25 protein-coding genes, 2 tRNA genes and 1 other RNA gene are annotated in these 23,800 nt (G+C 60.3%); 7 read left to right on the top strand and 21 right to left on the bottom strand.

The features are described from left to right. Nucleotides 1–140 precede the first annotated feature (140 nt). The 10 genes from cbiG to IEY38_RS09795 form a co-directional block, all read right to left on the bottom strand. Entirely contained in the window at nucleotides 141–1,112 is a 972-nt protein-coding gene (gene cbiG / locus IEY38_RS09840) for a cobalt-precorrin 5A hydrolase (protein WP_188977421.1), read from the bottom strand. Continuing rightward, entirely contained in the window at nucleotides 1,112–1,990 is an 879-nt protein-coding gene (locus IEY38_RS09835) for a cobalt-precorrin-4/precorrin-4 C(11)-methyltransferase (RefSeq protein ID WP_188977419.1), read from the bottom strand. Before IEY38_RS09835 ends, cbiG begins: the two co-directional genes overlap by 1 nt. Further along, nucleotides 1,983–2,780 (bottom strand): cobalt-factor II C(20)-methyltransferase, encoded by a 798-nt coding sequence (locus IEY38_RS09830; protein WP_188977417.1) that lies wholly within the window; start codon nucleotides 2,778–2,780, stop codon nucleotides 1,983–1,985. The genes IEY38_RS09835 and IEY38_RS09830 overlap by 8 nt, the downstream gene beginning before the upstream one ends. Further along, nucleotides 2,777–3,382, bottom strand: a complete 606-nt coding sequence (gene cbiT, locus IEY38_RS09825) for a precorrin-6Y C5,15-methyltransferase (decarboxylating) subunit CbiT (RefSeq protein ID WP_188977415.1) — start codon at nucleotides 3,380–3,382, stop codon at nucleotides 2,777–2,779. Before cbiT ends, IEY38_RS09830 begins: the two co-directional genes overlap by 4 nt. Nucleotides 3,383–3,484: 102 nt before the next feature. Beyond that, a complete protein-coding gene (locus IEY38_RS09820; RefSeq protein ID WP_229775266.1) occupies nucleotides 3,485–5,059 on the bottom strand; it encodes a sensor histidine kinase in 1,575 nt (524 codons plus the stop codon). A 67-nt stretch (nucleotides 5,060–5,126) separates the two neighbouring features. Next, on the bottom strand, nucleotides 5,127–7,187 hold the full coding sequence (uvrB, locus tag IEY38_RS09815) for an excinuclease ABC subunit UvrB (protein WP_188977413.1): 2,061 nt from the start codon (nucleotides 7,185–7,187) through the stop codon (nucleotides 5,127–5,129). 49 nt (nucleotides 7,188–7,236) lie between these two features. Then, nucleotides 7,237–7,848 (bottom strand): rubrerythrin family protein, encoded by a 612-nt coding sequence (locus IEY38_RS09810; protein ID WP_188977410.1) that lies wholly within the window; start codon nucleotides 7,846–7,848, stop codon nucleotides 7,237–7,239. 61 nt (nucleotides 7,849–7,909) lie between these two features. Then, an RNA gene (gene rnpB / locus IEY38_RS09805) (RNase P RNA component) lies at nucleotides 7,910–8,386 on the bottom strand. Nucleotides 8,387–8,717: 331 nt separating this feature from the next. Then, the gene (locus tag IEY38_RS09800; protein ID WP_188977409.1) at nucleotides 8,718–10,481 is read right to left on the bottom strand and encodes a nitrite/sulfite reductase; all 1,764 of its coding nucleotides are present in this window, start codon (nucleotides 10,479–10,481) and stop codon (nucleotides 8,718–8,720) included. Between the two features lie 92 nt (nucleotides 10,482–10,573). Continuing rightward, nucleotides 10,574–10,915, bottom strand: coding sequence for a hypothetical protein (locus IEY38_RS09795; protein WP_188977407.1), 342 nt, complete (start codon nucleotides 10,913–10,915; stop codon nucleotides 10,574–10,576). Nucleotides 10,916–11,151: 236 nt separating this feature from the next. Between IEY38_RS09795 and IEY38_RS09790 the strand changes: the two genes are divergently transcribed. From IEY38_RS09790 to IEY38_RS09775, 4 genes are all read left to right on the top strand, one after another. Further along, complete coding sequence (locus tag IEY38_RS09790; RefSeq protein WP_170097536.1) at nucleotides 11,152–11,334, top strand: hypothetical protein; 183 nt, start codon at nucleotides 11,152–11,154, stop codon at nucleotides 11,332–11,334. Between the two features lie 128 nt (nucleotides 11,335–11,462). After that, nucleotides 11,463–12,140 carry a DUF7119 family protein gene (locus IEY38_RS09785; RefSeq protein ID WP_188977405.1) on the top strand — a complete coding sequence of 226 codons (678 nt, stop codon included), beginning with the start codon at nucleotides 11,463–11,465 and terminating at the stop codon, nucleotides 12,138–12,140. A gap of 34 nt (nucleotides 12,141–12,174) precedes the next feature. Beyond that, nucleotides 12,175–12,248 (top strand) — tRNA-Lys (locus IEY38_RS09780). 197 nt (nucleotides 12,249–12,445) lie between these two features. Beyond that, on the top strand, nucleotides 12,446–12,673 hold the full coding sequence (locus tag IEY38_RS09775) for a hypothetical protein (RefSeq protein WP_188977403.1): 228 nt from the start codon (nucleotides 12,446–12,448) through the stop codon (nucleotides 12,671–12,673). Nucleotides 12,674–12,709: 36 nt separating this feature from the next. On the opposite strand, the gene IEY38_RS09770 is transcribed toward IEY38_RS09775, so the two are convergent. The 4 genes from IEY38_RS09770 to IEY38_RS09755 form a co-directional block, all read right to left on the bottom strand. Beyond that, nucleotides 12,710–13,576 carry a hypothetical protein gene (locus IEY38_RS09770; protein ID WP_188977401.1) on the bottom strand — a complete coding sequence of 289 codons (867 nt, stop codon included), beginning with the start codon at nucleotides 13,574–13,576 and terminating at the stop codon, nucleotides 12,710–12,712. 111 nt (nucleotides 13,577–13,687) lie between these two features. Further along, on the bottom strand, nucleotides 13,688–14,020 hold the full coding sequence (locus IEY38_RS09765) for a hypothetical protein (RefSeq protein ID WP_188977399.1): 333 nt from the start codon (nucleotides 14,018–14,020) through the stop codon (nucleotides 13,688–13,690). 60 nt (nucleotides 14,021–14,080) lie between these two features. After that, on the bottom strand, nucleotides 14,081–14,260 hold the full coding sequence (locus IEY38_RS09760; protein ID WP_188977397.1) for a hypothetical protein: 180 nt from the start codon (nucleotides 14,258–14,260) through the stop codon (nucleotides 14,081–14,083). Nucleotides 14,261–14,372: 112 nt separating this feature from the next. Continuing rightward, the gene (locus IEY38_RS09755; protein ID WP_188977395.1) at nucleotides 14,373–14,681 is read right to left on the bottom strand and encodes a hypothetical protein; all 309 of its coding nucleotides are present in this window, start codon (nucleotides 14,679–14,681) and stop codon (nucleotides 14,373–14,375) included. A 79-nt stretch (nucleotides 14,682–14,760) separates the two neighbouring features. Here IEY38_RS09755 and IEY38_RS09750 point away from each other — a divergent pair, with 79 nt between their 5' ends. Next, nucleotides 14,761–15,174 carry a hypothetical protein gene (locus IEY38_RS09750; RefSeq protein ID WP_188977393.1) on the top strand — a complete coding sequence of 138 codons (414 nt, stop codon included), beginning with the start codon at nucleotides 14,761–14,763 and terminating at the stop codon, nucleotides 15,172–15,174. Nucleotides 15,175–15,326: 152 nt separating this feature from the next. Here IEY38_RS09750 and IEY38_RS09745 read toward each other — a convergent pair whose 3' ends face one another. From IEY38_RS09745 to tafA, 5 genes are all read right to left on the bottom strand, one after another. After that, on the bottom strand, nucleotides 15,327–16,424 hold the full coding sequence (locus tag IEY38_RS09745) for a signal peptidase I (protein ID WP_229775265.1): 1,098 nt from the start codon (nucleotides 16,422–16,424) through the stop codon (nucleotides 15,327–15,329). 285 nt (nucleotides 16,425–16,709) lie between these two features. After that, nucleotides 16,710–17,942 (bottom strand): DUF5305 domain-containing protein, encoded by a 1,233-nt coding sequence (locus IEY38_RS09740; RefSeq protein ID WP_188977389.1) that lies wholly within the window; start codon nucleotides 17,940–17,942, stop codon nucleotides 16,710–16,712. Between the two features lie 149 nt (nucleotides 17,943–18,091). Then, on the bottom strand, nucleotides 18,092–19,378 hold the full coding sequence (gene tafC, locus IEY38_RS09735; protein WP_188977387.1) for a TafC family fimbrial protein: 1,287 nt from the start codon (nucleotides 19,376–19,378) through the stop codon (nucleotides 18,092–18,094). Continuing rightward, a complete protein-coding gene (locus IEY38_RS09730) occupies nucleotides 19,375–19,944 on the bottom strand; it encodes a DUF7344 domain-containing protein (RefSeq protein ID WP_188977385.1) in 570 nt (189 codons plus the stop codon). The genes tafC and IEY38_RS09730 overlap by 4 nt, the downstream gene beginning before the upstream one ends. Before the next feature lie 411 nt (nucleotides 19,945–20,355). Then, nucleotides 20,356–21,021 (bottom strand): fimbrial protein TafA, encoded by a 666-nt coding sequence (tafA, locus tag IEY38_RS09725; protein ID WP_005536473.1) that lies wholly within the window; start codon nucleotides 21,019–21,021, stop codon nucleotides 20,356–20,358. Between the two features lie 172 nt (nucleotides 21,022–21,193). Between tafA and tafE the strand changes: the two genes are divergently transcribed. Together tafE and tafF are read left to right on the top strand one after the other, a co-directional pair. Beyond that, entirely contained in the window at nucleotides 21,194–21,775 is a 582-nt protein-coding gene (gene tafE, locus IEY38_RS21930; protein WP_049944027.1) for a TafE family fimbrial adapter protein, read from the top strand. A 65-nt stretch (nucleotides 21,776–21,840) separates the two neighbouring features. Further along, nucleotides 21,841–23,085, top strand: a complete 1,245-nt coding sequence (tafF, locus tag IEY38_RS09715) for a TafF family fimbrial protein (protein WP_188977383.1) — start codon at nucleotides 21,841–21,843, stop codon at nucleotides 23,083–23,085. Nucleotides 23,086–23,317: 232 nt separating this feature from the next. Here the strand turns inward: tafF and IEY38_RS09710 are convergent. Then, a tRNA-Cys gene (locus IEY38_RS09710) sits at nucleotides 23,318–23,393 on the bottom strand. Between the two features lie 46 nt (nucleotides 23,394–23,439). Beyond that, entirely contained in the window at nucleotides 23,440–23,583 is a 144-nt protein-coding gene (locus IEY38_RS21235) for a hypothetical protein (protein ID WP_229775264.1), read from the bottom strand. Nucleotides 23,584–23,800 lie beyond the last annotated feature (217 nt).

Below are 23,800 nucleotides of genomic sequence, written 5' to 3'. Positions count from 1 at the left end.
AAGCGCACATAATAAATAAGTTTAGAGTTGTACAGTGGTGTGAACTCAAGACAGTTATCGAAGCACTACCAGGGAGAATTCAGTAGCTGCTGGGTGACGAAAAGACGAAACGAAAACCCGAATTCTGACAAAAAGCGAGCTTAACGTCCGATAGCGACGGTCACAGCCTCGTCGTAACGGGTCTTCTCGGCCAGCAGGTCGTGCTCGCTGCCGGCGGCGATGGCCGACGCTTCGGCGATGCCCGGCCACCCTATGAGTTCCTTCGACCGCGAGGGGGTCGGTCCTTCAAACTCCTCTAGAGTCTCCTTCTCGAAGGCAACGACGCCGAGGCCCCACTCCTCCGCGGCGGCGAGCATTCCTTCTTCATCGGCTTTCCGGGTGCCCGTGGCGACGAACTCCACGTCGTCGCGGTCAAGGTCAGCCTCGTCGAGTGTCTGCTCCCAGGCCGCGTGGAACTGCTCGACATCCGCGCCGGCGACGCTGCCACAACCGAGCACGACGCCGTCGTCCTTGTTCCGCTTGAGCACCGTCACGTCGTCGTCGACCAGCACGGCCTTCGGGCCGTCGAGGCGCTCGATAGGGCCGAGTTCGTCGTCCAGCACGGCGAGGTTTGTCGCCACGGTCGAGTCGCCGTTGACGACGTGCGCGTCCAGCGCCTTGGCCTGTTTCTCGACGCCCTGCTTGTCGGCGGCCTCGCTTGCGGTCGTCATCGCCGGCACCGCGCCCATGCTTGCGAGGTCGTCGGCGACCTGATTCGCGCCGTGGTGGCCACCGGTGATCGGGATGGCCCACGTGAGTTCCTCGTCGACGACACAGATGGCTGGGTCGTCCCACTTGTCGTCGAGCAGGTGGGCGGTCTTGCGCATCGCAATACCGCTCGCCATCAATCCGATGAAGCAGTCGTACTCGCCCCAGTACTCCTCGAACACGTCGCCGTGGTATTCGAGGATGTCGATGGATTCGTAACGGTCGCCGATGCCGTCGACGACGTCCTCGGCCGTGTCCATCTTCCGCTCGAAGGCCACGATGGCGATGTTTTCGGCTACTTCGCCGTCTGAGTCGGGTGCTTTGCAACCATGCGAACCGGAGTCGTCGTCTGTGTCAGTGCTCATCAGTCGTCAGCCTCCTGTGAATCCGCGTCGCTCCCGCGGTTCGCCCAGTCACCGTAGAGGAACGACCGCTCGTAGTCCTCGCCACCGACGGCGTCGCCGATGACGACCATCGCGGAAGCGCGATAGCCCGCGTCCTCCAGCTTCTCGCCGATGGTCGCAATCGTCCCCTCGATTACGTCCTCATCGGGCCAGGACGCGTGGTAGATGGCCGCTACTGGGGTTTCGGGGTCGTGGCCGTCTTCGAGCAGCCGATCCATCGTCTCGCTGACGGCGTGGGTTCCCAGGTAGATGCAAGTCGTCACGTCACCCATGCCGACGAACTCGGAGATGTGGTCCTCGTCCTCGTCCAGCGTCTTGCCCTGCGGGCGAGTGAAGGCGACGTGGTTCGCGACCTCGTTCAGGGTCAGCTGGGTTCGCATCGTCGCGCTGGCGGCGAACGCGGAGGTGACGCCGGGGACGATGTAGGTTGGGACGCCCTCGTGTTCGAGCGCGTCCATCTGCTCTAGGGCCGCGCCGTAAATCGCGGGGTCGCCACTGTGAAGGCGGACAACGGTGTCGCCGGCCTCGTAGGCGTCCCGCATCAGCGGAATCAGCTCTTCGAGGTCCTTGCCGATAGAGGACACCGTTTCGGCGTCCTCGCAGTACTCCTCTAAGAGTTCGCTGTTGACGAGCGACCCGGCGTGGACCACGAGGTCGGCGTCGGCCAACAGTTCGCGGCCAGCGACGGTCAGCAGCCGAGGGTTGCCCGGGCCGGCCCCGACGAAGGGGATGCCCTCCTGCTCGTCGCCGGCACTGTACTCGTACACGCGGTTGTCTCGGTTCCCGGCGACGGAGTCGATTGCCGTCTGTGGGTCCGTCTCGCTCGGTTGTTCAGTCATGCTTCACCTCGTCGCCGCAGAGAACGGCTTCGGAGCGTTCCTGTCTCGCCAGTTCACCGATAGACTGCTCGCCGCCGTCGGTCACGACGCCGCTCTCGTCGGCCGCTTCGAGGAAGGCGTCGGTTGCCTGCTCGACGCGCGTCTCGGGCTTCTCGGCGTAGGCCAGCGTGTAGTAGTCTCGCTCGTCGATCTCGGTCGGGTCGTCGGTCACGACCGTCTCGCCCTGTTCCATGAACAGCCGGCGGCCGTACACCACGTCGTAGCCGGCCTCGACCAGCCCTTCGTGAGTGGCCGGCGCGTCGGTCACCTTGAACAGAATCATCCGGTCGGGGCCGGTCGGGGACGCGCCGCGGTCGGCTTCCCTGAGTGCGAGGCTCGATCCGGCGGTGATTTCGACGCCCAGCGCCGTCGCGAACGCCGACATGGCGCTGACGCCGGGCACCACTTCGAGGTCGACCTCGGGGTGGAAGGCAGCGAGTGTCCGCCGGAGGTGGCCGAAGGTCGAGTAGACGTTCGGGTCCCCCAACGTGACGAAGGCGGCGTCGCCGTCGCGGGCGGTCGGCGCGATCTCGGCGGCGGCTTCCTTCCAGGCTGTCCGGAGTTTCTCCTCGTCACGTGTCATCGGGAAGTCGAGGTCGCCGATACGCTCCTCGGGGACGTGCTCGGTCGCGACCGAGCGCGAGAGCCGTCCCGGCGAGTACACCACGTCAGCCGATTCGAGTGCGCGCTTCCCGCGAACAGTCACCAGATCGGGCTGCCCGGGACCGAGACCGATGCCGTAGAGTGTCATCGATCCCCTCCGTTTGTCGCTTCAGTCTCGGACGGTGACCCGCCGTCGGCGGCAACGTCCTCGCTGGCGCTGCCGACGAGCATATAGACGGGGTTCTCCGAATTGAAGCTCGTCGCGCCGGCGAGTTCGTAACCGTGGCTCACCTGGAACTGGACGACCTCCTCCAGAATGTCGCGCTCGCGGAAGGCCTCCGTCGCCGCGCCGGCGACTTCGAGCCGCGAGACGTTCATCACGATTCGGTCGACGCCGGTCTCGACCGCGTGATCGAGAACGGCCTCGTAGTTGCGTGATCCGCCGAGGAACAGGGCGTCGGCGTCGTCCGGCAAGCCCTCCGGGGCCTCGGCCTCGCGCAGCTCGACGTCAGCGTCGATATCGTTGGCGGCGAGATTCTTGCGAGTCACATCGAGTCGGTTCCCCTTGCGTTCGAGCGCAGTGACCCGCCCGGCCCGGCGCGCCGCCGTGATGGTGACGGCACCGGTACAGGAACCGACCTCCGCGAAGTGGTCGGACCCGGTGAGAGCGAGTTTGCTAGCGAGGACGGCCCGGACCTCCGGCTTGGTGGGACCGGCCTTCGCATCGTGTGGGAGCGAGACGCGGGACATCACGCTATACAACTGCAGTAGCGCGTAAAACAATTTTGGTTGTATTAGTCCAAATGTGGATGATAGCAGGATTCAGCGACTGACGCAAGTCGCACACGTGGGTCATGGAGGCCAAACACGGCAGCCGTAGCGGTAGAGTGCGGCCAGAGAGCCGCCCCAGAGGAGATGGGATAGAAGCGCCACCGCGCTGAGATTCGGGAGACTTGCCTCGATACCGACCAGCGAGAGCCACACCGGCATGACGAACCCGGCTGCCACGAGCCAGAGCGTGAGTGACCAGCCGAGGGCGAGTCCGTAGTATTGGAGTCGGTCGGAGAGGTGGTCTGGCGCGGTTCGGACCAGCGCGGCATACACCAGCCCGAAGACGACGCTGTGGAACCCGTGTGTGAGCCAGCCGACCAGCGCGTTCTGGACGCCGTACAGCGCCCCAATGACCGGGACGCCACCGGAGAGGACCTGTATCGGGACGCCCATGACGACGGCGGCGATGATTGACGCCCCGGCAGCCAGGCCCAGACGGCGCGGCGAGAGTCCCAGCACGTCGTCGGACGTGGCCTTCACGACGCCGTCTTCGGCCGAAACGCGCGGCAGTGTCAGCGTGACTGTCGTTCCGTCGCCCGTGACGGTAGCCGCCGTCCGCCCGCCGTAGCTCTGGACGAGCAAGCGAACGAGGTCCAGCCCGAAGCCGGTCGAGCGGTCCTCGTACGACCCGATTTCACCGCGGGTAAGCAGGTCGAGTTGCCTCTCAGGCAGCCCCGGGCCGTTGTCGCTGACGCTAATGGCGACAGTGTCCTCAGTGGCGGTGACCCCAACCTCGACGCGGGGGCTATCGCTGTCATTGTAGACGACCGCGTTCTCGACTAGGTGCGCGACAAGATTGTCCAGCATCGTGTTAGCCTGCACGCGAAGGTCCGCAGGCACGTCGGCCCGCAGGTCGTAGTCGGCCGACGGGTGTGTCTCGCGGACGGCGTCGACACCCGACTCCACGCACGGGACCACGGGGACGGCGTCCAGCGACAGATCAGTCCCGCCACGGGTGATGTGTTTCATGTTCTCGACGACCTGCTGGACACCGGCCGAGCGATCGTCGATGACCGACAGAACGTCGGCCGGACCGATACTGTCCCGTGACTCCGCAATCTCTACCCGGCCTCGAATGACCGTCAGCGCGTTCAGGACCCTGTCCCGAAGGATACGGTTGACCAGATCTAGCCTGGCGGCCTGCTGTTCGAGTTCGTGTTGCTGCCGGTTCGACCGCCCGGCGTAGACACCGGTAAGTGCCCCACCGACGCCGCCACCAATGAGGAAGTTCGACAGGTACGACCGACTCCCCGCGGTTGACAGCGGCCCCATGCTACCGTTGCCAACCAGCGTCACCAGAACGAGGACGAACATCGCACCGGTCCCCGCAAGACACCACAGCGTGACCGTCCGAACGAAAGCGCGTTCGAACTCACCGACGGCGAGGGCGACACCGAACGCAGACAACCCCAGCCCGAGTACCAGCGGCAACACGCCGCCAAAGACGAACGCCATCGGGCCGTCGCTGACCGCCAGCGTGACCGTGAAGCGGGTCAGAAGAAACCCGAGGCCGGCGACGACGAGTCCGGTCGGCGAGACGCCGCTGCCCAGAGAACGGATAGAGTCGAGCATGGTCTCTCCCGACAGAGCTGGCATCGGGATACGTACCATTTTATTTCAGGGTACAAATCGGTTCCCCAGACCGGCGGTCCGAATCGGCCCGTCAGAACTCCGGTCCAGGTGCCGGCACGCCGTCGCTGTCGTCACCGCCGTCGAGATCGAACTCCTCGCGCAGTTCGCGGATGCGATCTCTGATGTCCGCCGCCAGTTCGAACTCAAGATTGTCCGCGGCCTCCTGCATCCGCTCTTCCAGTTGTTCGATCTGGCGAGCGGCTTCGTCGGCGTCGCTCGCTCCGTCACTGGAAATACCGCCGGTATCGGTCTTGCTACCGGGCAGGTTCGTCTCGCCGACCTCCTTCTCAATGGTGGTCGGTTCGAAGCCGTGTTCCTCGTTGTACTGCTGCTGGATGCGCCGGCGGCGCTGGGTCTCCTGAATGGCCGACTGCATGGCGTTGCTCCGCTCGTCGGCGTACAGCACGACCTCGCCGTTGACGTTCCGGGCGGCCCGCCCCATCGTCTGGACGAGCGTCGTCTCCGACCGCAGGAACCCCTCCTGATCAGCATCGAGAATCGCCACGAGGGACACCTCCGGAATGTCCAGTCCCTCCCGAAGGAGGTTGATACCGACCAGTACGTCGATGTCGCCCAGTCGGAGAGAGCGGATGAGTTCGTGGCGTTCCAGCGTGTCCGTCTCGTCGTGCATGTAGGCGACGTTCACACCGGACTCTTCGAGGTATTCCGTGAGGTCCTCAGCCATCCGTTTCGTGAGCGTGGTCACAAGTACCCGCTCGTCGCGTTCGACGCGGTCGTCGATGCGTCCGAGCAGATCCTCGACCTGTCCCGTCGCCGACGTGATTTCGACGGCTGGGTCGACGAGGTGGGTCGGACGGACAATCTGCTCGACGACCTGGTCGCTGTGTTCGCGCTCGTAGTCCCCGGGCGTGGCGCTCACGTACAGCGTCTGATCGGTCTTCTCCTCGAATTCCTCGAAGGTGAGCGGGCGGTTGTCGAAGGCCGTCGGCAGGCGGAAGCCGTTCTCGACGAGGCTCTCCTTGCGGCTCTTGTCGCCCTCGAACTGGCCACGGATCTGGGGGAGCGTCTGGTGGGACTCGTCGACGACAGTGAGGAAGTCATCTGGGAAGTAATCCAGCAGGGTGTAGGGGGCCTCGCCCGTCTCGCGGTCCGAGAGGTGGACCGAGTAGTTCTCGATGCCCGAGCAGTAGCCCGTCTCCTGCATCATTTCGATGTCGAACGTGGTCCGCTCCTCAATGCGCTGGGCGGCGACATGGTCTCCTTGGCGCTCGAAGTAGCTGATTCGCTGGTCCAGCAGTTTCTCGATTTCGTCGATAGCTCGCTGGAGCCGCTGTTCCGGAATCGAGTAGTGCTCCGCCGGGTGCAACAGCGCGGCTGGCTCTTCGCTTTTGACCTCGCCCTCCAGCGGGTCGACTTTCAACATCCGGTCGATCTCGTCGCCCCAGAACTCCACGCGGAGGGCGTAGCGGCCGTACATCGGGTAGATCTCCAGCGTGTCCCCGCGCACGCGAAAAGTCCCCTGCGTGAAGTCCACGTCGTTGCGCTCGTAGTTCAGGTCGACCAGCCGACCGAGCAGTTCGTCGCGCTCGATCTCCTGGCCCACCTCAAGCGAGAGGGACATGTCGATGTAGTTGCGCGGGTCACCGAGCCCGTAGATGGCCGACACCGACGCGACGACGATGACATCGTCGCGGGTGAGTAGCGAGCGCGTCGCGGAGTGGCGCAGCCGGTCGATCTCGTCGTTGATCGAGGCGTCCTTGTCGATGAACGTGTCCGTCTGCTCGACGTACGCTTCGGGCTGATAGTAGTCGTAGTAGGAGACGAAGTACTCGACGGCGTTGTCCGGGAACAGCTCGCGGAACTCTTCGTACAACTGGGCCGCGAGCGTCTTGTTGTGGGCGATGACGAGGGTCGGTTGCTGGATCTCCTCGACGACCCACGAAACGGTGTTTGTCTTCCCGGAGCCGGTCACACCGAGTAGGGTCTGTCGGTCCATCCCCTGCCGGAAGCCCGACGCGAGCTGTTCGATGGCCTCGGGCTGGTCGCCCGCCGGCTCGAACGGGGCGTCGACGCGGAACGCACGGTCGACGTCCGGTCGGTCAATAGAGAGTGGTCCGTCGGTGTCGCTCATTACTCACACGTCGGGCTGGACGGACTTGAGCCGCGTGGTTCGTGAGGCGTTAGCAGACCGGCTTCGGGTTCACGCCGAGGTCTTCGAGCGTCTCGAAGTACTCGTCGTACGCTGTCGAAACAACGTCGATAGCAGCCGCCTCCGCGGCGTCCCAGTCGTCGTCGCTCTCGCACGCGGCATCGAGCAGTTCGGCGGCTTCGTCGCGGAGGTCCACCACGTCGCTGCCGGCGCTGCGGAACGTACTCGCGGTCTGTGGGTCCGCCTGCCCGGTGAAGAAGCCGGTGTACTGCTCTTTGACCTTCTTGTCGACGAGCGTCCAGCCGACGAAGCCGCCGAGTCGCTCGACGGTCCCGTCGAGGTCGTCGAGTACGTCGTGCATCGCCGGCGTTCGGTCGACCGGCTCGGCGTCGAGGCTGTCACGGCGCTCGGCCGTCTCGGCGGCTGCGTCGGCAAACAGCGCAGCCGCGTCGTCGTGGTCGTCGTCGCCCCAGCCGTCGAACGTCTCGTGGGCCGCTTGCTCGCGGGCGGCCGCCGCCGCCAGTACCACGTCCGGTTCCATCTCGCCGCGGGTGTCGGCGTACAGCGTCTTCGAAGAGCCCAGTCGAGAGAGTTCCGTCTGCTGGTCGTCACGAACTGCGTCGATAAGGTCGGCTGCGGTCATACTCTGGCCTGTGGCCGGCGCGGGCTTGTAACCATCGGACCCGCCGCTCGAAGGCTCGTATGGCTGCGGGGAGTAAGCCCCCTTCTGTTCGGGCCAGCATTCGGCTGAGCGGCCACGTCCAGCGCTTGCGCGCGGCACCGGACTACCTGTCGACGCGGCCTTGCACCGGTGAGGTTTCGCCGTTCCATCGGTCCGTCGCCGGAGGCGTGGGGCGCGTCAGCGGCCCACGGAATGCGTGGGGCGTCTGCGGCCCACGTGTGGAGCACAACTGTGGTCCACGAACGCGCGCCCCGGAGTCACCGGGTCGCGACTGCCCTCGGTGGGTTAGCTCTCCCTCGCTTTGGCCGCGTGCCGCACCGTCTGGTGGGGCACGACCAGCCTCGCTCGGGATTCGCACACCTCATCGGTCCGGCGACGACGTGTCGTTGCTGTTCCAGAGCCGACGGTCTCCCGCCCCGGGCTTGCGCCCGGTCACCTGTCCGACAGGTGGGGGGACTTTCCTCATGGCTTGCGCCACGGGAGCCGGCCTCCCGCTGCCACCAACAGGTACGCCAGTGCCGCGAATAAGGCTTACCAACCACCTTTTTTCACCGGGGGTTCGCGCTCGCCGCTGGCGAGCGCTCAACCCCGGTCAAAAAACGTGGGCGAAAAAAGCGCGAATCGCGACGCGATTCGCGTGAAACCGCTCGCTTCGCTCGCGGTATGCTCAACAGCAACGACAGCTAAAGTTATGTCTGATTCTCAGGCAGACCTGCCTTTCCCCGGGTCGCGCGACGGAGCGCGCTCCCGGCCAACACTGCGTATGAAAGATAGCAGAGAGCAACCACACGATTCGCCAAAGTCGAACCGAGAGTGCCCAGCAGTACGTCTTAGTCGTCAGAGGGGAGCGGCTCGCCGGAGCCGTCGGTCGGCGCGGGCGAGGACTGCATGTCGTCGTCCTCTGCGTAGGGGTACCACGTCATCTTCGTGTTGTGCATGTACGGGTCGTGGTAGTCCGTTTCCTCTGGTTCGACCATCTCGGCCAGCGTCTCCTCGTCGCGGTCCTCGACGAAGTCACGGAAGGTCTCGCCGCCCTCACGGGCGTCCTCGAAGTTGTTGACGAGGTTCTTGATCGCGCCGGGGACTTCGTCGGCCGGGACGCGCATCTCCACCCAGTCAGCGAAGCGCGGGTCGTCGCCGAGGCCGCCGCCGAGGCCGATGTCGAGCGCCTCGACCGGTTCGCCGTCCTTGCGGGTCTTCATCCCGCGTAGGGACACGTCGGCGATCTGGGGCTGGGCACAGGAGGCCGTACAGCCCGAGAGGTGGATGTGGAAGTCCTTGTGGTCCTCGGGCAGTTCGACGTTGTCCTTGAGCCAGCGGGCGTACCGCACCTGGCGGTTCTTCGTCTCGACGATCGAGAGCGAGCAGTACTCCGTGCCCGTGCAGGCGATGGAGCCGCGCATGAACGGGGACGGGTCCGGGGAGTAGTTCTCCAGCAGGGGTTCGCTGGTGAACTCGTCAAGGTTCTCCTCGGGCACGTCGGTGACGATGATGTTCTGACGCTGGGTCAGTCGGACCTCGCCGGAGCCGTACTCGTCGGCGAGTTCCGCGAGTTCCAGCACGTCATCGGCACCCATGCGGCCGACCAGCACGTTCAGGCCGATGTAGTAGTTGCCGTCCTTCTGCTCGTGGATCCCGACGTGGTCGTTGTGCCCGTCCTGGGACCCGGTGTTGTAGCTGTACTGGTCGCGCATGTCCTCGCCAGCAGTCGGGAGTTCGAAGTCGACGTACTCCTCCTGCAGGACCGAGCGCATCTTTTCCGGACCCCACTCGTCCATGAGGAACTTGATGCGAGCGTTGAAGCGGTCCTCGCGGTCACCGTAGTCACGGAAGAGCGAAGACATACCGTGGGCCACATCAGCGGCCTGCTCCGGCGGGACCCACACGTCGATGTCACGGGCGAGGCGCGGTTCCTTGCGAGAGAGACCCCCGCCGATACGGACGTTGAATCCGAGTTCGCCATCCTTCTCAGCGGGCTCGAAGGCGAGGTCGTTGATGTCGCCCTGTCCACAGCCCTCGTCACAGCCGGCGATGGCGACCTTCCACTTGCGCGGGAGGTTCGAGTAATCGTCGTTGCCCTTGAACGTCTCGTGGAGATCCTCAGCGACGGGCCAGGCGTCGACGTGCTCGTGTTTGTCCTTACCGGCGACGGGACAGCCGACGATGTTCCGCCAGGAGTCGCCACAGGCCTGCTGGGTTCCCAGACCGACGGCTTCGAGCTTCTCGAAGATTTCCGGGATGTCCTCCAGCTTGATCCAGTGGAGCTGAATGGACTGGCGGGTCGTCCAGTCACAGTAGGCCTCACCGAACTCGGGGTTGTCGACGGGACCGGTCGCGTACTCCTTCGCGATTTCGCCGATGACTTCGAGCTGGCCCGGCTTGATGACGCCGTTTGGCGTCCCGATACGCATCATGAAATACGACTCCTGGCCGGAGCGCTGGTGGTACAGCCCCCACCATTTGAAGCGCTCGAACCAGGCGTCGTGTTCGTCCTCCGGGATGGCGTCCCAGCCCTTTTCTGCGAACTCCATCAGATGCTCCCGAATCTCGTTACCGTAGACCTCGTCCTTCCATTTCTCGACTTTACTGGGCATAGCTAGTGTGTTCTCTCACAAGTCTCACAGACTTATACAACACACTTTGCCGTCAACCGTCTCCCCCACTCCCCGAAACAAGAAATTGTTGCCTATTTCTCAGGGTGGGCAAGCCGGGTCCGCTTCTCCGGAAAATGGACGCTTTCGTGGTCAACACCGTAGAACTCGCCGGAATTAGGGTCTACGACGCGCCCGACGGTTAGCCAGTCGGTAACGCCGCTTTCACCGCAGGCGATACACTGTCCGGCTATTCGCGCCTGAATATCCGGGTAATCAACCCCCACTTTCACGAACCCCTCAGCGAGGAAATCCGTCGTCTCACACCCACAGAAGTCGCTTCGAGCCAACAACCACAGGTCCGAGACGTTCACTTCCCGCGAGTCGTTGACGGAAATCCAAGCCCCGTCGTCAAGCTGGTGAACGTCGGTCGTCATTACATCTCATTAGATTCCAGAGATACCTGAGGGCATCGGCGGTTGCAAGTATCACCGCGGTCGGGTCGAATCCACCGCAGTCATGCGGTGACTGCATCAGAGTATAATAGCCCACTATTTGTTGGGTTCTGTACGAGATACAAACAGATGTTGCCTGTAAGTCGCAGTGCGGGCCAAGCTTACAGGAGAGTCCGTGTTTAAGATAGTGGGGCCATTATGAAGGAGTACGACACCACGTGGCGGCCACGCAGGCCGCCGCTGTGACAGAAACGATGACGAAGGCACAACAGACCCACGACGACGACGCCGAACGCGAAGAGCCGACCACAGACCACCTCGACAACGTCGAGGACGGCTGCGGTTGCACAGAAATCTGGGAGCACATGAGCGAAGAGCGCGAGAGCGCCTCCGACGACTGATACAGACTGTTGTGACTGCGTATTAATTGCGCCGGCCCGGGTCGGCGAAATCCCGGAATGACTTACAATAGCCTGTATGACACCCCTGTACGGGATACTTTTGTGCGGCGCTCCCCAAGCACGTACCGATGCCTGAGGGGCCCGACAATTACGTTCCATCGACCGACCGTGAATCACCGGTCGGTAAACCGGTTATCCGCGGGGACCCAGCACTCACTGGCCAGCGACCCGAGGAGGCCATCGAGTTCGATCCCGACGACCCCGAGAGCCTCGAGCTCGCAGCCAGAACGGTCGAGAAGTTCTCCGAGAACACTGCCGGCGCCGACGATAACGTGTTCATCCTGCGCGGCGCGGCCGCGTGTGCGGCTCTGGTCCGCGGTGAAGGGTCCTACAAGGCCGCTGCCGAACGGGCCGGCGGGGAGGCGTCGGTCTCGTTCATCCGCAAGTGGTCCCGCGTGCACGATCTCCCGCGGTCCGTCCGTATTCACGTCGCCAAGGGAGAAATCGCGCCGACAGCGGCCAAACACATCGCCAGAGTCTCCGGCGAATCCCGCCTCCTGCTGGCGTGGGCCGCCCTCGATCACGACCTCACCGTCCGCCAGATCCGATCCGTTGCCAGCAGTGTCAACGACGGCGCGTCCGTGGACGCAGCGCTCGCCAGGAACGGGTACTCGCTGGGGGAGTTGCGGACGCAACTCGACCGCGACGCCTACTGTCGGCTCCGCCGGCAGGCCGCACTCGATGGAGTGTCCCCCGGGGAAGTCATCAGTGAGGCTATCGAGTCGTACTTCGACGACGGACCGTAAGGCCTTAATCGCCGCTCCCCCGAGCAGATAGCGAGGGCCGGTAGCTCAGTTAGGCAGAGCGTCTGGCTTTTAACCAGATGGTCGGGGGTTCAACTCCCTCCCGGCCCGTTTCCCTGCAAAACGACAGTGAATAGTGGTAACGCTGTGGGGGAGTTGAACCCTGCCAGTCGCGTGCAACGGAGTGAGCATATCTGGCTCCGGTACAACTCTCTCCCGGCCCACTATTCTATGCACAAAAGAAGCGGCGCGACAGTGCATAGCCCGAGACCGGTTCATTTACCACAGAGACAGCGAATGTCACCAGTATGGACGGAACTACCGGTACGGTTCAGCGCGTATTTTCGCAGCCGTTGCGCCCACTAGGTGTCACCGTCGGTGTATTGCTCGTCGTCGCCACGTTCGCGGCGATTGCCAGCACGCCGTGGCAGACGTACGCCTCGATGAGCGCGGCGATTATACAGATGATCGCGGCGGTCCTGATGGGTGTGATCGGTATCGGACTGGCGTACATCAGCTGGGCAGCCGACGCGTAAGTCAGTCGCCGAAAAAGCCGAAAACAGACGTCGTTGTTATCCGCGGACGGGCATATACGCCATCCCCAGCATCAGTACGGCAGCGATGCCCGAGAGGATCGAGATGCCCCAAATGCCGTTCTTTCGCTCGTGGAAGTAGTCCTGCTGGTCGAGTGTCTCCTGATACTGACCGTACTGCTGAATCGGGACGATCTGGACGGTGTGGTGGTCGGGGAAGTGCGTGAAGAACCGCTGCTCGTTCAGCGTGATATTTCCCCCCTCTGAAAGTTCGATTGTGTTCTCGCGCGGGGCGAACCATTCGAGCGTCGCGCCACTGTCGCTCACGTCAGAGATCGTGGTCTCCTGCGTCCCGCTGTCGGTCGCGTACGGGTAGGTGTCGCCGGTGGTGAACGAGACCGTCTCGGGCTCTGGGAGCCACTCGCTCAGCGGGACTTGCGTATTGTTCGACCGGTAGACCACGTACTCAGTCCCGTTCTGGGTCGCTAGCGTGTTCTTGACCGAGGAGTCCTCGGCGAGGAGCCCACTGACGTTGAGTTCTTCTTCGAGGGTCACCGTACTCTCGTTGCTGTCGGTGTGCACGCGGTAGGTGTCGTTCTGATAGGTCGTCGTAGCGTTGTGCTCTAACGTCGCAGTGTACTGTGACGATTCATTCGTCCACGAGAGGTCAGCGGCCATACTGCCGCCACCGCCGCCGTGGCCGCCACCGCCGCCGCTGGACATGTGGATGTTCGTGGCTGTGTATTCCGTTCCGTCGACAGTGAATGCACTCTCGTTGGTCAGTTCGGCGTCAGCGTCGAGCGACACCGCCGGCCGCTGACTCTCCGCGACGCCGATGTAGGCGTACGCAGCAACACTGATAACGAGGAAGAACGCGAAGTACGCCGCCGCGGCTCGTCGTTGCATATCAGGAGGGTCAGTCGCCGCGCCGTTTAATGATTACTTTTCGAGTGTATCGGTACGCGGGTGGCACGGCCGTTTTGCCCCGGCAACGGCGGTGCAGATGCATCACACTGGTCAGGCTGTCTCAGATTCGCCAGCGAGAACATCGTAGCTGTCGAGCGTCCCTGCCATCGGCGGAGCATCCGGATCGTCTTTTCGCTGTGTGCCGTAGTCCATCCACACGCCGCTCGTGTAACTGTACATCTCGAATGCGGCGTCGGTCTCGACGACGATGTCGATGACTGCGTCCTCGGGGGCATCATCGAGAACGACAGCCGACCGAACGTCGTTGTCGTAGTGCATCACCCAGACCGCGACAGCGCCGTCGATGTCATCCAGCAGGGCACTGGCTTCAGCCGGCGAGAACGGGCGGTGTGGCCAGTCGTCGACGGCTTCTGGTTCATCCATACGAGTAGGACGGGTCGGAGCGGTATCGGTGTTCCCCCGCTTCACAGGGTCGCCTGACTGTCAGTCAGCGAAGTAACTGGTGAAAAAGCCGGACAGGAACGACGAAACAGCGACGGCCAGAGCCATATCAGTCAGGCTCCACGGCGCATCTTCGTCGTCGGCCAGCCAGACAGTGATACCGACGCTGACGACTAGTGAGACGATCCCGTTGAGGAGGTGCTTGTTCTTGAGCAGACTCATACGCCTGTCTGTTGGTGCGGGGTTCGTATAGAGATTGGCCTCCAAGCGGTGTTTGCTGACTGATACGGAGCCGCCGAGTTAGCCACACGGGTTGGGTTCAGAACTGTGACAGCTAGCCGTCACAGCAAACCGTATACCGAACGTCAGCCCGGACAAGCGACTCAACCTTCTCGACAGCGCTGTCGATCGTCTCGAACTGCCCGAACTTGCTCACGACCGACCCATTCGCGCGTAACACGACCGTCCACCGGTAGCCGTCCGGACCATCAGCCCGTTCAAACGCGATTTCGCGGTCAGGTAGTCGAGCAACGACCGGGCCATCAGTAGCGACCGTCCACGACACAGTATCGGTAAGCGCGCTTTCCAGTGCCGTTTCGAGTCGCCGGCGGAGTCTGGCCGTCTGTTCGTCCCGTACGTCCATACAGAAACATCGGAGCGCAGACGCATAAGCCGTTGTGACACGACACAACGTTCAAACGGTCCAAACCCCTACAGTGGATGTGACTCAGTCGCTTCTCGTCTACGACGGCAGTACCGACCTGTTCCGGCGCGCTGCCGAGACGATCACCCGCTGTGCCACGGATATCACGCCTGTCCCCTGGGAATCCGACGCGATTCAGGCGTTTCTCCGGGCACAGTTCGACGACCCACCGTTCGCGTTCATTCTGATCGAGGGTGAGTCCGTCCACGTCGGCGAAGCGGCCGTGAAGGAAGCGCTGGAAGGGCTCGATGTCGCGGCCCCCGTCGCTCGGTTGGCCGAGCAGGTGTATCTCACCGCCGCTGCGCCGTTCGGGCGTCTCGTCCACGGCCAAGTTCCGGCCGATATCCACGGGACCTTTCCGCTGGACGAGGTGGCGAAAACACACATCGAACCGCTCCGGCAGGTCCACACGATACCTGTCGAAAGAGAGTAATCGAGGCGGTCAGTGGTATTGTCGGCCGAAATTGGCCTGTTGTGCGGTCTATTTTCCCGGAGGAACGACAGCTACCACGACTACCGTTTGCGACGTGTTTGGACGATGCGCCGTCAAGTACGCTGCGTTGCGTTGAACAATCCCATTCCTAGTCACAACAATTTACGCTTTAATCGCAAATACAGCGGGATATCCCGGTCAGTGTCGCGGACACGTCGTTTGCTTGTCCCAAGCAACCCAATAATGAATGCTAGCACAGCAACAGTGAGCGCCGCATTAATCACACCTAATGCTACCAATGGGTGGATGTCATGCATTGCGATAATGACCGAAGGGGGCAGCAAAACGATATAACGGTACTCGGAGACGGTCACAACCTTCTGTTCGCCTCGTGGCGGTGCAGGTACATACAGCGCTGTTGAGTCCGTTTCGCCACCCGGCACATCGAGCCACCGGTTCTCGATAGTCGTCCGACCAGACCCGTTAAACACGACGAGCATAGTCACCAATGCGTCTTCGTTGTTAGCTACAAGCGTGGCTTCAACCGGTTCACCGGGGGCGATGTTGTTCCCAGCTGCGATTTCACCCGCTGGGATCTGGTGGGTCGAACTCGGAGCGACCATTGCGATGTTGGCTGGCACAATAATGATTGCAGTCAGAAAGAGCGCGGCGTAGCGCGGGTCGAAGGTATCCTGCCCACGCGAACGGGCCCGTTCACGCGAGGACCTATTCACGATCCCGCTGCCGATGCTTATTGCAAACAGTATCACGCCGGAGACCAGCATCACTGATCCTGCCTGCCAGGACTCGGCTGCCTGCTCAACCCCAAGGACCGTCGTGACCGCAGTTAGAATGTTCGTGACGACGACGCGGCCGGCGAGGATGGCCGTGCCGAAATTCGGGATTGTCACCACCTGTCCACCAGGTTGCCAGGCGACCGCGACGATCTGGCTTTCAGTCACGGGCGGTTCGGCCCCGTCCTGGTCTGTGAACGGATTCGCATCCCCACGGGTGATGTATCCCCGGTCAGTCTCGCCGACAACTCGGTGTGTCGTCAGCTCCCCACCACGAATCTCCTGTGACTGGAATACGATGACATCACCCTGCTCAATGTCGCCCGCAACCTGCTCCGGAATCGCAACGAAGCCGTCGCCTTCCTGAATCGTTGGCGACATGCTTCCGGACACGACGAAGCTCAAAAGCACTGGCTGCCCGACGAGTGCACCCACGATGAGTGCCAGAACCAACACAAACCCGCCGATTGTCAGACCTCTTGTCACATACGTTCGGAGCATGCCAATGTGTCGCTACGCGATGTAGACCAGCAGAATATAAATCGGTGTTGCTGAGTCGAAGGGGACGGCGCGATCCCCCTGTCATCATGGGCTACCACGTTCCGGACCACCGTTTATTACAGTCACAAGCAGTGTCTCCCGAAATCAATATCTAACACCTGTCGTGGCCACAGAGGGACATACGCAGCACAAACTATGCCGGGGCGACCAGCGATTGTAGAAAGTGACCGATCAACGGCGTCACCCGTCGTTTGAATCAGACATCTCGTTTTCATCAGGGTGTGTTGCATCAGCGTCCTCGCCCGAGTCGTTGAAAAGCAGGCTTGAAAGCGACGCCGTCGCTCCTTCTCTGTCTTCCGAAGCGGACTCAGTATTGCGTGTCGCTGGTGACGCAAGCGGGTCGACAGCCGGTGGCGCCGTGTACGTGTAGATTTCACTGTCGACGAGGACTGCATACTGATCACCATCTTCGAGGACGCGCCTGTCACTATCGATAGCAATGTCAACGAGGTCCACCAGCGAGTCCGTCGGGACAGGTGTCCGGTCGTCGGTATCCGGGATTCGTGCCGTCGAGATCCACTCATCAAAGTCGTCACGTGCACGCTCGAACTCGTTGCGCGCTCGCTCACGGTCAGTGACTTCAAGCCAGCCACGCCTGCGTGCTGTCCCGAGGAAAGCCATACAGAGCAGTCCGAGCATACAGAGCACAGGCCCCCCGTACAGTTCCAGCCGTGTCGGCTCAATGGTCCGGGTCACCTGCTCGGTCGCGTCGTAGGGACTCGCACCCGCTGTGGTAGTGCTGACGCGGTAGACACTCCGTCCGGGCACAATCTCGATGCGGTCAGTGCGAGTGTCGGTGAACGTCTCTCCGTCGACTGACGACTCGACAGTTGTGTCGGCGACGAGGAGAACCTCGGTTTGTCCGGGGGCAGCCCCGAGATCGTTCTGTATCGCTTCGGTACGGTTGAGGATTGTCGGGATGTCCACGCTGACTGTGGTGGTTGCCGCTTCACCGTCTTCTACCTCGACAGCATCGAGCGTGTCGAGCGAGTCGCGTGTCTGCCAGTGGACCACCTGATTCCCGTTTCGCTCCTCGACCGCACGGATCACTAGCGACAGGTTCGTCGAGGTAACTGCCGCGTTCCCGTCGGTGTTGTCGTGTGAGACCGTGTACGTGCCATCGAGTTCGGGCGATGCCGTCGTAAAATACAGCGACCGGTTGCTGAGTTGCTCACCCGAACTGAAAACCTCGGTATCACGCGTCACTGTTGCCCCGTGTTCGAACTCGCTTTCCACCGTCCACGTGCCGACGGTCTGTTGTTCAGTAACTGTTTCCGCGCCGTCGATATGGCTGTCGTAGGTGACGTAGCCGCCAGCAAGCGTTAGCGTAAGTGTAACGAGTAATATCAGGACAAACCAGCGATTGAGGGCGGAGCGAACAGACGCTGAAAGTACGTTATCTATTTTTACCATTTATATCCGGTAACCTGCGGTACGGCGTGGTCACCAGCCCCGTCAGGACTGATGCACTATCGTTTTCTGCTTCATTTGAGTCGCTGTTGGCCATATTGTTTTGTTGCACTACATACAGTGTGATTTTCGGATAGATACGCTCATGGGACTTAGCCGCCTATGCTGCCGCCATCGCCGCCTTTGCTTGTCTCGTAGAGATTTTTTACCTGCTCGCTGGTCAGTGCAGTGTCATAGGCTTTTGCCTCATCCATGAGACCATTGAACGGATACCTGAGACGGTCATTACCACCAATCCCATTGCCTATCCGGAGTGGTTCATTGGACCCATACGGGTCTGGCAGATTGCCACTGTATCCGTTGCCTTCGTGATCTCCATTTACATATACCCTATCTTCAGATTCCTTAGACGACGTATGAGTCCAGACAACATGGTTCCACTTGCCTTCATCTACTGTTGCACCTGTCTTTATTTTGGTCGTCTTGCCATTTCTCTGCCCGGTTTCTATTCCGATTTCAAATTCGTTATCAAATTTATCGTCAGTTTCACCGAGGAAGAACTGGTATCCCTTCTCCGCGTCAGACTCTCGATTGTTTCTAGGGGAATCCCATTTACTGAACAGTCGCGCGTACAAATTCGGAATCGAAGTCGGTTTGATCCAGACGGAAAGTGAAAAGTCGTCGGTGAAATCTAACTTAGAGGTGTCAGATGTCGTAATAACGTCATCATCGCCGGAACGGAATCTGTCGCCACGGAAATCGAGCACGGTGCCACGATTACCACCGTCTGCCGGGTCTGGCTCATAGCCGTACCTGAAAGGGCCAATCTTCCCTACGTATTTACGACTGGCGTCGTTGCCGCTCCAGAGATCTGGGACAGTTTGTCCCTCTATTTGTTCAAAATCCCAGTACGAAACTCGTGGGTCTTCGTATGTAACTGTCGCTTTTCGGCTTAGCGTTATTGTTTGGTTTTCGTTTTTAGTTCCAGCAGTAAAATCGAGCAGAAGGTCATATTCGCGGTCGGAACCAATAGACACATCCGGGAGGAGGTCAAGTGTTGCCTCGATTATCCCTTGTTCTTCCGGCCCAACGCTATCAGGCGCATCAAAGTAATTAGTAGGGTCTATTCCTTCACCTTTGAACAGATCGGCCACTTCAGTGGTATCATCACTGTCGACTGTGGCCGCATTCAGGTTTACTCCAATTTCTTCGTCTAGGTTGTTCTGGAACGTTATCAACGACACCCTCTGACCGGGGCCACCCCCGTCGCCCAGGGTGTTAATTCCAAGCCGCGGATGATCCAGGCTGTCAGGGGTCGTATTAATATTCACCTGACGGTCAGCGGTCACGTCTGTGAACCCACCAGTACCCCACGTCAGGAGGCCGGCACCGCTACCGATCAGCGCAAGTGCACTCCGGCGAGTCCACTTCTTGCTCATGTTTCAACATCCGGGGGCGTCTCGCCCGCTCCCAGACGGAGTTGCTGGCTCTGCCAGACGTGATACAGTCCGGAGCAGAGAAACAGCATGACGACGAGACCAGCCCACGCGAGGTCGGGAATACTGGCTGGGAACACATCCAGCCCAGCAGCGCCAACGACAGCTCCCGACAGAACTGACAACCCGAGGTAGTACTGTCCCCACGGGATGGAGTCTTCCGGCACGACATCCATGTACACGTCAAGATCCGCTGCCTGTTCGGTCAGCGAGACTGTCCCATTGTCGTATTCGATCACGCCCGCACGGTCCATCGCGGGCAGATGCGTCTGTTGCATTGACGTGTACACGCGATGGCGCTCGCTGGACGTGATCTCACTCTGTGGTTTCTCGTTTTCCCACGCCGCCACCTGTTCAGCAATATCCGAAAGTTCTGTGTCACCGTCTGATTGCTTCGCTACGTGTAATGCGTATCGGCGGCGGTGATTACTGAGTAAGTCAAACACCTCGTCCCGTGTAATCGCGTTACCAGTCTCTGTCTGGTTGCGCTGCTTCCCACCCACTGCCATTGTCGACATATTAGTTTATAATATGTAAAAGCGTTCTGGAATGTCAATGGTAACAAAATTGTATGTATATTAGGCCGTTAGCAGACGGGGCATGGTGTTGACAGCTTCAGAGACGATGGTGCAGATATTTATATATAGAATTTATGATAATACAGCAGATGAGTCTATGATCTTATGAGCGTTGAATACTGTCGGGTGCCAAGATGTGAGTAGGCGACGCGGTGTACTAGCTACAGTAAGTAATTAAGATAGAGGCAATGTTACAGTTCATCAGTGGCAAGACGCTCCGGAGCTGGTACCTGCGCTGTCTGCAATTACCCGATATCTACATCATAGCAGTCATTGACAGGTAGAAGTGAGCTAAATAGCTTCCTGAGTTGTCAAAGCCAGTCTGCGATTCACGTCTGAGTTTTATTGTTCTGTAATGCTGATGTCGAGGTCTTCGTTATTAGCCGAGGTTTCTGTCGTGATTTCGGCACCGGAAGAACTACTCGAGGAGACTGAGATAACTGCTCCATCGGTAACCGATTTTCCGTCGACCTGCGTAAGCACATTGCCGCCATTGTCCCCCCCGAACGTAACGTCAAACGTACTGTTACTGTCAGCGTTTGGCACGAATTTAAATAGATCAGTGTACCCGAGAGTAGAGTTCGGCGGGAGGCCGTTATTTTCGCCAAAGACGATTGTCACGTCATTAGCAACGAGGCTCACGTACTCGTGGCTCACATTGTCATACGTTCCATCTGTGCCCGGGTTTGCTCCGTCTGAAGCCCCCGGGTTAGCGGGGAACAGGTCTGTTGCAGTAGCGGAGTTACCGTCAGGGCCTTTGACTGAGACGTCACTTGACGACGTATCGACAAGCACATCGACAGCGTTGCTTGTGATTGTGTCTGCGATATCGTCTTCGGTAGTTTGGTCTACACCGTCTACGAGCCCGTCCGTGCCACTATCTGCACCGAAAACGTTCACTTCGACTGAACGCGTCGCGGTAACGCTCGTGAATGCGCCCGTACCGAAGAGCGCCCCACCACTGATTGCCAATCCGCCGAGTCCCGTAAGTACGTTTCTGCGATTCATATGTTAGTCAGCACGTTATGGTCGTGCCGTACCAGCCACAACAGTTTCCGGGGACTTACTATTGTACTGCTTGAGCGGGGTTATAGCCGTGCTTGAGGCGTTAATGGACGGCATTAACCCCGCTCAGGCACGTCAATAGTAACTGGTGGGCTAGCGTTCTGTAGTACAACAGATGAGGCTAAATCGACGAAGTGTCCTGCTCGGACTCGGGACAATCAGTGCGACTGTCGGCGGCGCGTTTGGCTCCGGTGCATTCTCCTCAGTTGAAGCGACACGGACGGTTACGCTTAGTACTAGTGACGATGCAAGCGCGCTTGTGAGTTTTAAACAAAATCCAGACAAGAGCTATGCTACTGATCTAATCACTACCGACGGCTCCAACAGTAACGGGACGATTGAGATTCAGCAGAGTGATCTACATAAACGGGCCACAACGCGATTTAGGGATGTCCTTCGCATAACAAACAACGCAGACAAAGAACTCAGTGTTTCGGTGAACGATGATGGGGGGAGCAGTTCGATCACGCCAGACCCGAACGACCTCATCGGAGACGTGCTTGATATCCGGTACAACGGAGACACAATCGTCGATGGCTCCAGCGACGGTGATAATGCTGTTTCCCTGAGCGCAGGCAACTCCAAGGACTTCACAGTTGTCGTTGACCTTCGAAACGGCAACAAAGGAGAGGATATCAGTTCGATCAATGCAATCGTCTTTGCGGCACGAACAGCAGGAGCAAGCGGTACCAGCTGATGTCTGTTGTTGAACAGTAGGCGGACGGGCTCACGGTAGCGTTATGCAGTCTCACATGCCACGATATGAAATGGTACTTCGCCCTTGGACTCGTGTTCGTCGTCTGCGGGACAGTCATGTCCACGGCCGCGGTCCCGCTCTCAGAACCCGTTGATGAACTCGCTCCGGCGGAGGACACCGGAGTTGCGCTGGCTCCAGCTGACACGCCCAACGGCGACCGCTACGCATCGTTTGACAGCAGTGGCGAGCTTGTTATTTCTGTTGACGTTTTTTCCGGCACCGAGACCGTATTCGACGACGTGTTTGTCGTTGGTTTTGCGGGAATCAACGGTAGCGATGAAGCGGCGACGATCCAGATCGAGCACGAAAGTGAGTGGTTGGACATCTACCGGAACACAGACACAGGTACACGCGAGTCGGTCGATGAAGTGAGTAACACGCTTACGCTTGCCCCGGGCGAGCAAGCAATACTCGGGTTCACCGTGGCGACAGACGCCGACAGCCCATCGTCCCTCTCCGAGACAGTGACGTACACGATGGAAGTTCCGGATGCCGAGCCAGACACTGATACGGGCGGCAGCAACGGTGATGACACTGACACAGGTAGCGGCGGCAATGACACTAACACGGGCGATGGAGACGGCACAGATGCGGGTAGTGGTGGTAGCGACGACGCCGGTACAGGTGGTGGTGGCGATACTAATACGAGCGATGGCGGCACCGGCGAGGAGAGTACGGATAGGCCTGGAACTGTGACGCCAACTGGAGAACCGACTGAAGCACCCGCTGGGGAAAGCAGCGGTGGTACTGGCATCGAAACATCGACTGGCGAGCCAACCGGCACATCTATCGACAGCCAGGAAGAGACTGAAACCGTGAGTGGCGGCGGGGCCGTGCCGCCGACACCCGAAAGCCAACAGCCAGCTGAGCCGAGTGGATTTGCGCTCGACTTTGACCCGGCATTCGGTATTGGCTGGGGACCATGGACGCTCATCGCTGGCCTGCTCGCTGTAGTGACGAATTACCTCGTGCAGACGCGATATCACGATGTGCTCCCGGTCCTCCAAACACAACCGAGTGACCGCCGTCGCCGGTTCCGTCGCGTCGCTGTCCGCGAAGCGGTGATCGGTCTTGTGGGAATCGTGCTCACAGTTCTTGTCGTGTCAGCGGTTTCGAGCGCTGGCTTCGGCCCGGTCGCACAGTTGGGTACGGCGATCGCGTTCTCCGCTGCAGTCGGGACGGGTACTGGGTACCGGCTGATCCCGGAACTTGCTGCGACACCCGAAGCGCATGCCACCGGAGATGACTGAAACACTCGATCAATCCGGTGTCCAATACTGTTGGCTGTAGCTTCGTAGTGATCCTCAATACACTGAACTGGGAATGTGGATCACAGCCGCTAGTACATTTCTACAGTCGTTGATTGGGGCCCGTGTTCTGTGCCCGACTGGTCTTGGGCACTCCTGTGACGTCATCTCCACATGAAAAAGAGCGTGAATTCAGGTTACTGACCGGGAAACATCGGTGTATGAGAGATCGAGAAGCCAAGGGCCGGATTTGAACCGGCGATGGGCGGCTCTGCAGGCCGCTGCGTTAGGCCAGACTCTGCCACCTTGGCGCGAATAGTGGTAGTCAACTCGGTCGTTTAAGCGTAGCGAATTCGATCAGCCCTCACCCTCTGACTGGCCCGGCTCGCCGACTCCTTCGACCGGGATAGTATTGTAGATTGACGATTGCGCCTCGTCGGGAGAATCGAACTGCTTGTCATCGATCCGATCCAGTACCGTCTGCATACATGAGTCGTACATCGTCGAACTCCTGCTGAGCAGTCGCGACCGACAGTGGATACGTCGCCGTTTCAAGAAGCGCCGTGAGTTCGTTCAGTTTGACTTCGCGGGTCATGCCATTGTTTCTCGACCCAGTTACCTAGTTACGCACTGGTTATAAATACGGAAAGCCCACTCGGGAGAGATATCTCTCCCGAGTGGGCTGTGAAAGGTATGAATGGTGGCGGCGAACCGCGTT

Origin of the sequence: Haloarcula sebkhae, assembly GCF_014647415.1 — an archaeon.
Taxonomy (GTDB): domain Archaea; phylum Halobacteriota; class Halobacteria; order Halobacteriales; family Haloarculaceae; genus Haloarcula; species Haloarcula sebkhae.
Note: the sequence above shows the minus strand (reverse complement) of the source record. Positions and strands in the feature narration are given on the sequence as shown.